The following is an 11,634-nucleotide window of genomic DNA, read 5'->3' as shown; positions in this document are numbered from 1 at the left end:
TCGGAATGAGCGAATGGATCAAGGTCTGCGCCAGCGGCGAGGTCCTGCCGGGCGAGTTCAGGGTGGTGTGGGACCAGGACACGCCGATCGCCATCTACAACGTCGACGGGGACTACTACGCGATCGAGGACACCTGCAGCCATGACGACGGCGAGCTGGCCGGCGGTGAGGTGCATGGTTTCGAAGTCGAGTGTGCCCGCCATGGCGCCCGTTTCGACATGCGCACCGGAGCCGTCACCGCACCGCCAGCGGTGGAACCCATCGCCTCTTTCCCGGTGAAGCAGGAAGACGGTTTCGTCTATACTCGCGACGACCGTTTCGACTGAATCCGGCCGCTGCTGTTCGGGGCCGGGCACATGTCGTGTCGGCCATCCGCCCGATTCGGGCCGACAGCGGGGGCTTCGACATGCAGGCACCATTGCGTCGCGTCGTGGTGTTCGTGGTCCTGTTCGTGCTTTACCAGGCGGCCGAAGGATTCGGTGCCGATGTATTGCACAGTTTCGCGGTGCAGGCCGCACTGGTTGTGGCCTGCGTGCTGGTTGCATGGCCGCTGGGACGCTGGCTTGGGTATCGCGGCTACGATGCCTACGCACTGTCCGGTCCGGGCTGGCTGCCCTTGCTTGCCGGCGGGCTGCTGCTGTCGGGCCTGGCGAACCTGGCCGCGCTGGCGATGGGCCTGGGCCTTGGCATCTTTGCCTGGACCCCGGGTGGCGCGGTCGACCTTGCCCCGCTGGCCCCGGCCGCGTTCGCGGTGGCCGCTTTCACGACCTTCGTGCCGTCGTTGGCCGAGGACATCCTCACTCGCGGTTTCTGGTGGCGGGCTTCGGGTATCCGCTGGAAAGGCGCCGTCTTCGTCGCGGTGTCGGCGATCCTGTACACGCTCAACCATGTCTACCGCCTTGCGAATGGGCCCACCGAGTGTTTGATGCTGTTGTGTTTCGGCGTGGCCTACGCCAGTGCGATGCTGCGCAGCGGCTCGCTGTGGCCGGCGGTCGGTCTGCACTGGGGCTGGAACCTGTCCAATGCCTTATTCGGCGGGATGCTGCCCGTGGAAGTCCGTGACCATCTCCGTGCGCAGGTGCTCTGGGGATGGGTGAACCTTGCCGTCGCGGTGATCGTGCTGACCCTTCCCTATGCCCCCAGGCCTCGACGGGACCCCGGCTGAGGACGCGTCGGCGACGAACAACGCTGGAAAGGAGGCCGAAAGGCAGCCTGCGCAGACTATTCCGCATGCGCCATCCTGCCCTTGCCCCGACCGCGTCCGACTGGACGATCCTGTGCGACTTCGATGGCACCATTGCCCTTGAGGACGTCATCGACAGTCTGCTTGAGCGCTTCGGCCGCTCCGGCTGGGAGCGTCTGGAACAGGACTGGCGCGACGGCCGCATCGGCTCACGCGAATGCATGCGCGGCCAGGTCGCCCTGCTGGACATGAGCCCCGATGAACTGGCACTGCACCTTGACAACTGCCATATCGATCCGGCGTTTGCGCCCTTTGTCAAGGCGGTTCGCGCGAGTGGCGTGCCACTGCGCGTGGTCAGCGACGGCCTGGATCATGCCATCCAGGTCATTCTCGGTCGCCACGGGCTCGGCGATCTGCCCGTGGCTGCCAATCACCTGCGTCCGGTGGCCGCGCGCCGCTGGGAGCTGAATGCGCCATTTCGCGCCAGCCATTGCCCGAGCGGTACCTGCAAGTGCGCGTGTGCGCGCCAGGCATCCGGGGCCGGGAACCGCACCCTGCTGATTGGCGACGGTGCCTCGGACTTCTGTGCTGCGGGTGAGGTGGACTTCGTGTTTGCCAAGCACCGGCTGATCAACCACTGCGAGGCCGAGGGCATCCCGTATCGTGCCATCGCAAACTTCGACGACGCGCTGGTGCTCCTGCCGCAGTTGCTGGCGGGCGGTCTGGATACTGAACTGGCCACCTTGCCCATGGTCGCCCAATCCTGATTTTCCCAAGGCTATTCCCATGAATATCTACGACAAGAACCTCGGCGTGGTGATCGACGACGCCCAATTGCTGGCCGACGAGGCGCGTTACAGCTCGCACGGCGACACGGTGCACTACGTCGATCCACCGAAGATCTTTCGTCGTTGTGAAGGCAGCTACATGTATGACAGCGCCGACGTGCCGTTCCTGGACCTGCAGATGTGGTACTCGGCGGTCAACTTCGGCTACGCCAACAAGCGCCTCAACGATGTACTGCATCGCCAGATCGATCTGCTGCCGCAGGTGGCCAGCCAGTACCTGCACCAGACGCGCATTGAGCTGGCCAAGACCATCGCGGTCGACGCCAGGGACAAGTTCGGCCTGGACGGGCGCGTGCACTTCAACGTGGGCGGCGCGCAGGCGATCGAGGACTCGCTGAAGATCGTGCGCAACGCCTGCAACGGCAAGAGCCTGATGTTCGCCTTCGAGGGCGGCTACCACGGACGCACCCTGGGCGCCTCGGCGATCACCTCCAGCTACCGCTACCGCCGCCGTTACGGGCACTTCGGCGAGCGCGCGATGTTCATCCCGTTCCCGTATCCGTTCCGCCGTCCCAAGGGCATGACGGCCGAGGAATACTCCGATGCCTGTGTGCGCCAGTTCGCGCGCCTGTTCGAGACCGAATACAACGGCGTGTGGGACCCGAAGGTGAACCAGGCCGAGTACGCCGCATTCTACGTCGAGCCGATCCAGGGTACCGGCGGCTACGTGATCCCGCCGATGAACTTCTTCAAGGATCTGAAGAAGGTGCTCGACCAGTACGGCATCCTGATGGTGGTCGACGAGATCCAGATGGGCTTCTGGCGCACCGGCAAGATGTGGTCGATCGAGCACTTCGGCGTCACGCCCGACGTGCTGGTGTTCGGCAAGGCGCTGACCAATGGACTCAACCCGCTGTCCGGCCTGTGGGCGCGCGAGGAACTGATCAACCCGCAGGTGTTCCCGGCCGGCTCCACCCATTCCACGTTCAACTCCAACCCGCTGGGCACGTCGCTGGGCCTGGAGGTGATCCGCATGGGCAAGGAGATGAACTACGAGAAGACCGTGCCGGAGAAGGGCGCGCACTTCCTCGATGGCCTGCGCGACCTGCAGAAAAAGCACAAGGAAATCGGTGACGTAGACGGGCTCGGTCTGGCACTGCGCGCCGAGATCTGCGCGGAGGACGGCTTCACGCCCAATCGCGAACTGCTCGATCGCATGGTCGATATCGGCCTGGCCGGAGACCTGACCCACAACGGCAAGAAGATGGGCCTGGTCCTGGACGTGGGTGGCTGGTACAAGAACGTCATCACCCTGGCGCCCTCGCTGGACATCACCCACGAGGAGATCGACCTGGGCCTGTCCCTGCTCGACCAGTTGCTGACCAAGGCCAAGCGCGCGTCATGAGCTTGTGGGCGCGCGTGCCGTGCTGTTCACGGCACGCGCGCCTCGCAGGTGCCGTGACGTGGTGCTCAGCCAGCCTTTTTCAGCGCCAGCACCGCATTAAGTCCGCCAAAAGCGAACGAATTGGACAGAGCCGCGCCCACCGCGCTCTCGCGTGCCGTGTTGGGCACGTAGTCCAGGTCGCACTCGGGGTCGGGATCGATGAAATTGGCCGTCGGCGGCAATACGCCTTCGCGCAGGGCGCCGATCACGGCCACCAGTTCCAGTGCGCCGGCCGCGCCCAGCGCATGGCCGTGCACGGACTTGGTCGAGGAGACACCCAGGTGCATGGCGTGATCGCCGAAGACCTGGTGGATGGCGCGTGTCTCGGTCGGATCATTCGCCGGCGTGCCGGTGCCATGGGCGTTGATGTAGCCGATCTCATCGGCACCCAGGCCGGCGTCATCCAGCGCCAGTTGCATGGCGCGCGCCGCGCCATCCACCGACGGTGCGACCATGTCCTCGGCATCCGCGGTCATGCCTGCTCCGGCGAATTCGGCCAGGATGGTCGCGCCACGGGCACGGGCATGCTCGTACTCCTCGAGCACGAACACGCCCGCGCCCTCGCCAAGCACCAGGCCATGGCGCTGCTTGCAGAAGGGTCGGCAGGTGTCATCGGCCAGCACGCGCATCGATTCCCAGGCGCGCAGCACGCCCAGCGTGATGCAGGCCTCCGTGCCACCCGCCACGGCGACGTCGGCGCTGCCGGACCGGATCAGTGCAAGGGCCTGGGCCAGGGCATGGTTGGCCGAGGCGCAGGCGCTGGACACGGCAAAGGATGGGCCGCGCAAGCCGAACTCGATGCACAGCTGCGAGGCCGGGGCATTGTTCATGCGTCGCACAATGGTCAGCGGGTGCAGGCGCTGGCTGCCCTCGGCATAGAGCTTGCGCGAGCTGGCGTCGTTGGTTTGTTCGCCGCCGACGCCGGTGCCGATCACGCAGGCCGTGCGATGCCCCAGCGGCGACTGGCTGAAGTCCAGCCCCGATTGCGCCACCGCCTCGCGCGCCGCGACCAGCGTGAATTGCGACACGCGGTCCAGCAGCGGCAGTTTCTTGCGCTCGAAATGGGCCGCGGGGTCGAAGTCACGGACCTGTGCCGCGATGTTCACGCGCAGGGTCGGTTCATCGAATCCTTCCAGCGCAGCGATGGCCGAACGACCCTCGCGCATGGCTTTCCATGCGCTGTCGGCGTTGTGTCCGAGCGCACTGATCGTGCCCATGCCGGTGATGACTACGCGTCGCATGGAAATCTGCTCCTTGGCTGTCGTGGATCCCGGCGTTCAGGCCGCGCTGTCGTCTTCGCCGTCACTCTTGGCGGCAAGCGCCGCCTCCACCGCCTTGACCAGCCCGCCCGCGGTATCGGCGTCGAAATCCGGATCCTGCTCGGGCAGGGTGATATCAAAGTGCTCCTCGATATCGAAGATGATCTCGATCGCTTCCAGCGAGTCGATGCCCAGGTCCGTGAGCGTAGACTCGGGTTTCAGTGTGCTGGTATCGATATCGCCATGCTTGGCGATAATGTCGAGGATCTGCTGCTGGACGGATTCACTCATCGCGAAGCTCCATGGAGAAGGTTCTGTTGCCGTTACCAGTGAATGCGTGAACGGAGAGGAATCCCGCGTGCACCGCTGGGCCAGGACGAGGGGAAGTGTGTGACCAATCTATGCCGTGAACCTTGCATATGTCTTTCGTGAATGAACTCGAGCCACACGTGTTGCTGGATGCGTACGCGACGCATATGCCGCATGATTTCCATGTCTGCTCATCGGTACATGATACCCCTGCGTTCACGACTCGCTTCGATCTGCTGACGACGGCCGATCCGGGGGTGCAGCGCCGCGTGCGGGGATGGCCCGGATACCGCTACTGGAGCCGCTGGCTGCGGCCCCGCACCTGTTTCATCGGCAGCAATGCCAGCGAGTACGCCTGGCTTCCCGGGCAGGTGGTTCCCGAACGCCTGGCAGAGGACCTGGTGCAGCGTCACGCCTCGACGCAACCGTTCCTGATCGTCAAGGATATTCCGCACGACTCGCCTCTGCTTGAGGCGAGCGACAACACCTGGAATGCAGCCTTTGCCGCGGCCCTGGAACAGCACGGTTTCGTGCTTCTCGAAGGCCAGGCGCTGGCCTGGGTGCCGATCGATTTTGCCAGCGAGGACGACTACCTTGCGGCGCGATCACGCGGCGCCCGTCGCGATATCCGCCGCAAGCTGCGCGCCCGTGCCGACCTGGAAATCGAGGCCGTGCCTTGCGGCAGCGAGCGGTTCGGTGACGCCGCCGAGCTGGCCCGGTTCTACGCGCTGTATGAACAGGTGCAGGCGCAAAGCGAGATCCAGTTCGATCATCTCGATGCCGAATTTTTCCGCATGCTGCTGACCGATGGCGACAGCAACGGCGTAGTGTTCGTGTATCGCCATCAGGCACGCATGATCGGCTGGAACCTGTGCTACGTGCATCAGGGCAGGCTGATCGACAAGTATGTCGGTTTCGATTACCCGCAGTCACGCACACACAATCTTTATGCGATCAGCTGGATGCACAATCTCGATTACGCCAGGCGGATGGGCTTGCGCCAGTATGTCGCGGGCTGGACCGATCCCGAGATCAAGGCGCACCTGGGCGCATGCTTCACCTTCACCCGGCATGCGGTTCGCCCGCGCAGCGGTCTGCTCCGGTTTGGACTCAGGCGCCTGGCGCGGTATTTCGAGAGTGATCGCCAATGGTACGAGGGACAGGCTCGATGAATGCCCTGGTACTTGATCTGGACGGCTCGGCAACTGGACTGGACTGCGAGCAGGTGCTGGACCTGCGCAAGCATGAACAGGCCCTGCGCTTTGCTTGTTCCATGCGTCGGCTGGAGGACTTTGCGCGCGAGCTGGAAGCCGAACTTCCGCCCACGTACGGCACGGTGTTGACCGGCAGCGGCGACTTTCATCATCTGAGCCTGCCGCTGATCCGGGCTGTCGCCGCACGCCGCGGCCCGCTCGAGGTGGTGGTGCTGGATAATCACCCGGACAACATGCGTTATCCGTTCGGCGTGCACTGCGGCTCATGGGTTCGCCGTGTGACTGAGCTTGCGGGGGTGCGCCACGTGCATGTGGCGGGCATTACTTCGGGCGATATCAGCCTTGCGCATGCTTGGGAAAACCAGTGGCGTCCATTGCGCACGGGGCGCCTGACCTACTGGTCGACCGGTGTGCACACCAGCTGGGCCCGCCGCGTCGGATTGGGTCAAGCCTTTCGCGCCTTTGCGGACATGCCGGCGCTGGTGCAAGCCCTGGGCACCCACCTGGCCGGTTCCGGACTGCCGGTCTACCTGTCCATCGACAAGGATGTGCTCAGTGCCCGGGATGCGCATACCAACTGGGACCAGGGCGTGATGTGCACGTCGCAGATGCTTGCGCTGATCCAGGCCATGCACGGGCGCATTGTCGGCAGCGACATCACCGGAGATGTGTCGCAGGTGGATTACCAGCAAGGCTGGAAACGCTTTTTATCCGCGCTCGATCGTCAGCCGAGGATCCCCGAGGTGGAACTGCTGCGCTGGCAGGATGAGCACCGGTTGCTGAACCAGCGTCTGATCCACGCCATCGCCGAGGCCATGGCGCCGGACGCGAGCTGATGCGTCAGGTCGCTCTGCCTTGGCGCGCTTCGGCCAGGGCCATGCCCAGCGCCTCCATGATGGTGTCGAAGCGTGTGTCGTCCAGCCACGGACTGTTGCTTACAGTCAGGCTGCGGGCGGCGAAATCGCGTGCGTTGGGCACCGCATCCGGAACGATCATGCCGGCCAGTTCCGGGTAGTCGGGCAGGGCGTGGACAAACAGGCGGCTGACGCCGATGCCTCGGGTCCACAACCGCTCCAGCGCCAGGTCGCGGCTGCATTCGTCGGGCATCATCAACAACAGGTACGGCCAGGTGCCTTGTTCCCCATCACGATCGTCCAGTACCTCGATGCCGGGCAACTGCTTGAGGCGCGTCATGCGCGAGCGGGCTTGTTCACGGGTCTGATCCAGAAATGCCGGCAGGCGAGCGGCGGCACGCGTGCCCACGGCCCTGCGCCAGGGTCCGACGCGATGCAGCGGGATGTTGGATCCGAAGCGGTCGCCCACGGCGCCCACCGGATCGCCATGGCGAAGCGCCCGCCGCAGAGGCATGCCATAGGCCAGGCGAAGGCCGGAAGGGTTGTACAGGGCCCAGTAACCGAGCAGTTCCAGACTGCGGCGCAGCTCCCACAGGGGATGGCGGGCGAGGACCTTGCGCGCGGTGAGGCGCAGTGCCTCGTGCAGGGCGGGCTCGGCGGCCATCAGCAATCCGCCCTCGTAGATGCTCAGCCCCTTGCCGGCAGCCAGACTGTACAGGCCGATGTCCCCGGCCCCGGCGGCCGCAGTAGCGTCGGCATGGCGTGCGCCAAGCGCCTGCGCAGCGTCCTCGATCACGCATGCGCCAGCGGCATGCGCGATGCGGGCCACGGTTTCAGTGTCGGCCAGCCGGCCGCCCAGGTGCGCGGGCACCACGGCCAGGGTCTGCGGGCCTGTAAGCGCCTCCAGAGTGGCCGGATCCATCTCGAAATGTCCGGGACGCGTATCGCACAGACGCGCGCGAAGTCCGCAGTGGGCGATGGCCAGGACCACCAGTGGACAGGTGTAGCCGGGCACCACCACTTCACGGCGCGAGCTGTGCTCGGCCAGGGTCTGCAGGGCCACCACCAGTGCAGCGGTGCCGGAACAGGTCAGCAGCGCATCCGGACGGTCCGTCAGCGCAGCCAACGCGCCGGCCAGATCCGCACCGCGCAGTGGTCGCAGGTCGCCCGCATCCAGTTGCAGGCCCGCGGTGGGCGGTATCTCGCCATGCTCAGGCGACGGGTGCATCGCCTTCGCTCCGTGCCAGACAGAAGATGCCGGCCACGATCAGCACGGCACCCAGTCCCTGAATGCGGGTGACATGTTCGCCAAAGATCGGGATCGACAGGAGCAGCACGCTGACCACCTCCAGATGCGATGCCGCGAATGCCGGTCCGATCGGCGCGTGCTTGAGCAAGGTCATCCAGGTAAAGAAGGCGCCGATATAGCCCACGATGGCACCGTAAAGCCAGGGTTCGGCAGCCAGGCGCAACAGCCAGGCCAGGCTGGCCTGAACCGGCAGGGCGTGCGAGCCGGTCATCTTGAAGCTGATCTGGGCCAGGGTGTCGAAGCTCAACAGGACGGCAAAACCAATCAGGTAAAAGCGCTTCATCCGCTGAATCCCACCAGAGTGACACCGAGGGTGACCAGAATGATGCCCAGTATCCGCATGCGGGTCAGCCGCTCCCGGAACAACAGCCGACCGGCCAGCATGATCACCACAATATTGATCGACCCGAGCAAGACTCCGCGCCCCAGCGGAACCAGGGACAGAAAGGCGATCCAGGCAAGGAACTCGAACACATACAGCAGCCCACCCAGCCAGATCCAGGGCCGCGCCAGCATGTGTTTCCAGCGAGCCAGGCCATCGCCGGCATCCGGGTGTGCAGCCGCCGCCTTGAAGCTCAGCTGGCCGGCCGTATCGAGCACCACGGTCAGCGTCCATAATGCGAGCACGGTCGGGCTCAAGGGCGTCTCCGGGTCAGGCCGCGCTGGCCATGCGTTCACGCTCGCTCACCGAGGCGGCGCCAGCGTGCTGGCCGAAGAACTCGGCCATCCGCGCAATCAGCAGGCGACGTTGACGGTCGATGGTGATCATGTGATAGCTGTCATCAAGCGGCAGCAGTTCCACGGGCCCGGCCACCCGTCGCATCACGAGTCCGGCGTTGTAGCGCAGCGTGGCAACATCGTCTTCGGTCGCATGTGCGACCAGGCACGGTGCGGTGATCTCGGGCAGGCGCTTGCGCGTGCGCGCCGCCAGCTGGAACAGGTCCGCAAGCGAATGCCAGGGGTTGCCGGGCAGTCCGGCAACCGAGCTGTCGTCACCGAACATGGCCGCGCTGATGCGCGCGCGGATACGTTCGTCACGCAGGCCATAGGGCGGTCGCTCGATGAAGCTGGTATGCCGGAACAGACCCAGTCTCTTGACCAGTGGCAGCATGAAGGCAAGGCGTCCGATCGGTGGGATGCTCCACCCGTCATAGCGGAACGTGGCGCCGAGCACGCCGACGCCGTCGATCCATTTCGGGCGCTCGGCGGCAAGCAGCAGTGCAAGCAATGCGCCCATGGAAAGCCCGGCGACAAAAAGGTGGTCCACCTTCGCGCGCAGGCGAGCAGCGGCATGGTCGACACTGGCGTACCAGTCCTTCCAGCCTGTGGCCAGCAGGTCTTCCTCGCTGCCGCAATGACCGGCAAGCTGCACCGCATGGACGGTGAAGCCAGCTTTGTTCAGCCCCTTGCCCACCAACGCCATCTCGGACGGGGTGCCGGTCAGGCCGTGAACAAGCAGCACGCCTGAGCGACCGCCTTCGAGGAAGAATTCGGCATTTTCAATCATGCGGGGTCCAGCATGGCGGTAGGGGGGCCGGGTTTTGGCCGTGTACCTCATGAACGTTCGCATGCAGCCGTTTCGTCAACCTTTCTCAGCTTCAGTGCTTGCCCTTGTCCTCGGGCAGGAACCGGACCAGTACCCTGCGCCCGATCCGCAGGCCGCTCGGCTTGTCGAAGTCGAGCACGCACACGACTGTGCGCTGGGTGGCACGCGTGGTCGGATCTTCGTCCAGTTCGGATGTGCTGAGGACCCGTCCCACGCGGACCACGTGTGCCTGCCAGGTCTTGCCGTTCTGGTCGTCTTCAAGGCTCACGCTTGCATGCATGCCCGGATGGATGGCGCTCAGGTAACTTGCATTGAGTTCCGCGCGCACGATGTGCGGGCGATCAGGCAGCAGTTTGAACAGCTCACCCGAGGCTTGCGAGATGTTGGCGCCCTTTTGTGTTTTCACCCGCAGCACGAAGGCATCAACGGGCGCGCGCAGCACATGTTGCGAGAGTGCGTAGCGGGCACTTTTCAGCTTGGCAGCGATCATGGCGGTGTTGGCCCGGGCCGCATCCAGTTGCGCGCCCAGCTCCGCGACCTTGGCGTTGGCATCGTCGGCGGCCTGGCTCGCACCTGCACCCGCGGCGGCGGCGGCGGTTTCCCGCCGGGCCTGCTTGAGTCCGGACTGCCGTTGCAGTTGCAGCAGTTTTTCCTGCGCGCGAGCCTGCTCCAGTTGTGCCTTGACGTTGTCCAGAGCAGCGCGGGCCTGCGTTTCCTGAAGCGAAGCCAGCATCTGCCCGGCATGCACCCGGTCCCCTTCATGCACGCCGATGCGGGCCACCGTGCCCTGCACCGGGGAAACCACCGAGAGCAGGCCGCCGCGAACCTCGATCTGGCCCCGGGCCACGGCGGCATAGCTCGGGGTGACGGTGTCGGTGGTCTTGTCCGCCGAGTTGGCACCGGAGCATCCGGCAGCCGTGGCGAGGATCAGGGCTGAAACGGCGAGGATCGGCAGCACACGTGCATTCATGTCGAGGGGTTTCCGTGGGTTGTACTGGCACTGGCGCTGGCCACGCGACGGTCGCTCAGGATGCGTCCGTCCTCCATGGTCAGCACGCGATCGGCGTGCGCGACCAGGCGCGGGTCGTGGCTCACGCACAATACCGTGGTGCGATGGCGGCGTGCGATGTGGTGCAGCATGTCGATGACAATCTGTCCGTTGGACGCATCGAGTGCACTGGTGGGTTCATCGGCGAAAAGCAGCGCGGGGTTCTTGGCCAGAGCCCTGGCAATGGCCACGCGTTGTTTTTCGCCGCCTGAAAGCTCGATCGGGCGCAAATGGCGACGCCCCTTCATGTCCACCTCGCGCAGGGCTTCGGCGGCGCGCTCGCGAACTGCCCGGGCGGGGAGTCCCAGATAATGCAACGGCAACTCTACCTGTTCCTGCGCGGTAAGTGCTGGGAACAGGTTGAAGCCCTGGAACACGAAACCGGTGTGATCCAGCCGGAAGCGTTCGATGGTTCGAATGTCCATGTTCGTGAGGTTTTCGCCCAATGCCAGCACGCGTCCATCATCGACTTTCTGCAGGCCGCTCAGCACCGAAAGCAAGGTACTCTTGCCGCAGCCCGACGGTCCCGAGATCAGCGTCAGCTCGCCGGCTTCCACGCACAGCGACAGTCCGTCCAGCACGGTGGTCACGAGGGTGCCGGAATGGAACGACTTGCTGATGTTCTCTGCGACCAGGGACGTGCCTTCGGCGTGGCTGGTGTTGTGGATGAATTGGTTCAT

General features: G+C 65.0%; 14 protein-coding genes. 6 read left to right on the top strand and 8 right to left on the bottom strand.

Annotation, left to right across the window (positions count from 1 at the left end):
• The first annotated feature begins 5 nt into the window (after positions 1-5).
• The 4 genes from PF446_RS09995 (at position 6) to PF446_RS09980 (ending at position 3,376) form a co-directional block, all read left to right on the top strand.
• Positions 6-326, top strand: coding sequence for a non-heme iron oxygenase ferredoxin subunit (locus PF446_RS09995; RefSeq protein ID WP_298071284.1), 321 nt, complete (start codon positions 6-8; stop codon positions 324-326).
• 35 nt (positions 327-361) lie between these two features.
• Positions 362-1,165: a CPBP family intramembrane glutamic endopeptidase gene (locus tag PF446_RS09990; RefSeq protein ID WP_298071283.1), complete on the top strand. Its 804-nt coding sequence runs from the start codon at positions 362-364 to the stop codon at positions 1,163-1,165.
• A gap of 65 nt (positions 1,166-1,230) precedes the next feature.
• On the top strand, positions 1,231-1,950 hold the full coding sequence (locus PF446_RS09985; RefSeq protein WP_298071282.1) for an MtnX-like HAD-IB family phosphatase: 720 nt from the start codon (positions 1,231-1,233) through the stop codon (positions 1,948-1,950).
• 19 nt (positions 1,951-1,969) lie between these two features.
• A complete protein-coding gene (locus tag PF446_RS09980) occupies positions 1,970-3,376 on the top strand; it encodes an aminotransferase class III-fold pyridoxal phosphate-dependent enzyme (protein ID WP_298071281.1) in 1,407 nt (468 codons plus the stop codon).
• 65 nt (positions 3,377-3,441) lie between these two features.
• On the opposite strand, the gene PF446_RS09975 is transcribed toward PF446_RS09980, so the two are convergent.
• Entirely contained in the window at positions 3,442-4,656 is a 1,215-nt protein-coding gene (locus tag PF446_RS09975; RefSeq protein WP_298071280.1) for a beta-ketoacyl-[acyl-carrier-protein] synthase family protein, read from the bottom strand.
• A 36-nt stretch (positions 4,657-4,692) separates the two neighbouring features.
• Positions 4,693-4,965 carry a phosphopantetheine-binding protein gene (locus PF446_RS09970; RefSeq protein ID WP_298071279.1) on the bottom strand — a complete coding sequence of 91 codons (273 nt, stop codon included), beginning with the start codon at positions 4,963-4,965 and terminating at the stop codon, positions 4,693-4,695.
• 128 nt (positions 4,966-5,093) lie between these two features.
• Here PF446_RS09970 and PF446_RS09965 point away from each other — a divergent pair, with 128 nt between their 5' ends.
• Positions 5,094-6,155, top strand: a complete 1,062-nt coding sequence (locus PF446_RS09965) for a GNAT family N-acetyltransferase (RefSeq protein ID WP_298071278.1) — start codon at positions 5,094-5,096, stop codon at positions 6,153-6,155.
• Positions 6,152-7,033: an arginase family protein gene (locus PF446_RS09960; protein ID WP_298071277.1), complete on the top strand. Its 882-nt coding sequence runs from the start codon at positions 6,152-6,154 to the stop codon at positions 7,031-7,033. Before PF446_RS09965 ends, PF446_RS09960 begins: the two co-directional genes overlap by 4 nt.
• Positions 7,034-7,037: 4 nt before the next feature.
• On the opposite strand, the gene PF446_RS09955 is transcribed toward PF446_RS09960, so the two are convergent.
• The 6 genes from PF446_RS09955 to PF446_RS09930 all read right to left on the bottom strand — a co-directional run bounded on the left by PF446_RS09955 (position 7,038) and on the right by PF446_RS09930 (position 11,634).
• Entirely contained in the window at positions 7,038-8,279 is a 1,242-nt protein-coding gene (locus PF446_RS09955) for a DegT/DnrJ/EryC1/StrS family aminotransferase (RefSeq protein ID WP_298071276.1), read from the bottom strand.
• Positions 8,263-8,643, bottom strand: a complete 381-nt coding sequence (locus PF446_RS09950; RefSeq protein ID WP_298071275.1) for an EamA family transporter — start codon at positions 8,641-8,643, stop codon at positions 8,263-8,265. Before PF446_RS09950 ends, PF446_RS09955 begins: the two co-directional genes overlap by 17 nt.
• Positions 8,640-8,999, bottom strand: a complete 360-nt coding sequence (locus PF446_RS09945) for an EamA family transporter (protein WP_298071274.1) — start codon at positions 8,997-8,999, stop codon at positions 8,640-8,642. The genes PF446_RS09950 and PF446_RS09945 overlap by 4 nt, the downstream gene beginning before the upstream one ends.
• Positions 9,000-9,012: 13 nt before the next feature.
• Positions 9,013-9,867 (bottom strand): alpha/beta fold hydrolase, encoded by an 855-nt coding sequence (locus tag PF446_RS09940; protein ID WP_298071273.1) that lies wholly within the window; start codon positions 9,865-9,867, stop codon positions 9,013-9,015.
• 91 nt (positions 9,868-9,958) lie between these two features.
• Positions 9,959-10,876: an HlyD family efflux transporter periplasmic adaptor subunit gene (locus PF446_RS09935; protein ID WP_298071272.1), complete on the bottom strand. Its 918-nt coding sequence runs from the start codon at positions 10,874-10,876 to the stop codon at positions 9,959-9,961.
• Positions 10,873-11,634 carry an ABC transporter ATP-binding protein gene (locus tag PF446_RS09930; RefSeq protein WP_298071271.1) on the bottom strand — a complete coding sequence of 254 codons (762 nt, stop codon included), beginning with the start codon at positions 11,632-11,634 and terminating at the stop codon, positions 10,873-10,875. The genes PF446_RS09935 and PF446_RS09930 overlap by 4 nt, the downstream gene beginning before the upstream one ends.

Origin of the sequence: Oleiagrimonas sp. (assembly GCF_027858935.1) — a bacterium.
Lineage (GTDB): Bacteria > Pseudomonadota > Gammaproteobacteria > Xanthomonadales > Rhodanobacteraceae > Oleiagrimonas.
The sequence above is the reverse complement of the archived record's forward strand: the minus strand, read 5'-3'. Positions and strand labels throughout refer to the sequence as shown.

Bases quoted from the DNA above. Each gene is read 5' to 3' on its own strand.
- PF446_RS09950 (WP_298071275.1), bottom strand. From the start codon at position 8,643: ATGAAGCGCTTTTACCTGATTGGTTTTGCCGTCCTGTTGAGCTTCGAC.
- PF446_RS09930 (WP_298071271.1), bottom strand. From the start codon at position 11,634: ATGAACCAATTCATCCACAACACCAGCCACGCCGAAGGCACGTCCCTG.
- PF446_RS09970 (WP_298071279.1), bottom strand. From the start codon at position 4,965: ATGAGTGAATCCGTCCAGCAGCAGATCCTCGACATTATCGCCAAGCAT.
- PF446_RS09940 (WP_298071273.1), bottom strand. From the start codon at position 9,867: ATGATTGAAAATGCCGAATTCTTCCTCGAAGGCGGTCGCTCAGGCGTG.
- PF446_RS09965 (WP_298071278.1), top strand. From the start codon at position 5,094: ATGTCTTTCGTGAATGAACTCGAGCCACACGTGTTGCTGGATGCGTAC.
- PF446_RS09960 (WP_298071277.1), top strand. From the start codon at position 6,152: ATGAATGCCCTGGTACTTGATCTGGACGGCTCGGCAACTGGACTGGAC.
- PF446_RS09995 (WP_298071284.1), top strand. From the start codon at position 6: ATGAGCGAATGGATCAAGGTCTGCGCCAGCGGCGAGGTCCTGCCGGGC.
- PF446_RS09935 (WP_298071272.1), bottom strand. From the start codon at position 10,876: ATGAATGCACGTGTGCTGCCGATCCTCGCCGTTTCAGCCCTGATCCTC.
- PF446_RS09985 (WP_298071282.1), top strand. From the start codon at position 1,231: ATGCGCCATCCTGCCCTTGCCCCGACCGCGTCCGACTGGACGATCCTG.
- PF446_RS09980 (WP_298071281.1), top strand. From the start codon at position 1,970: ATGAATATCTACGACAAGAACCTCGGCGTGGTGATCGACGACGCCCAA.
- PF446_RS09975 (WP_298071280.1), bottom strand. From the start codon at position 4,656: ATGCGACGCGTAGTCATCACCGGCATGGGCACGATCAGTGCGCTCGGA.
- PF446_RS09955 (WP_298071276.1), bottom strand. From the start codon at position 8,279: ATGCACCCGTCGCCTGAGCATGGCGAGATACCGCCCACCGCGGGCCTG.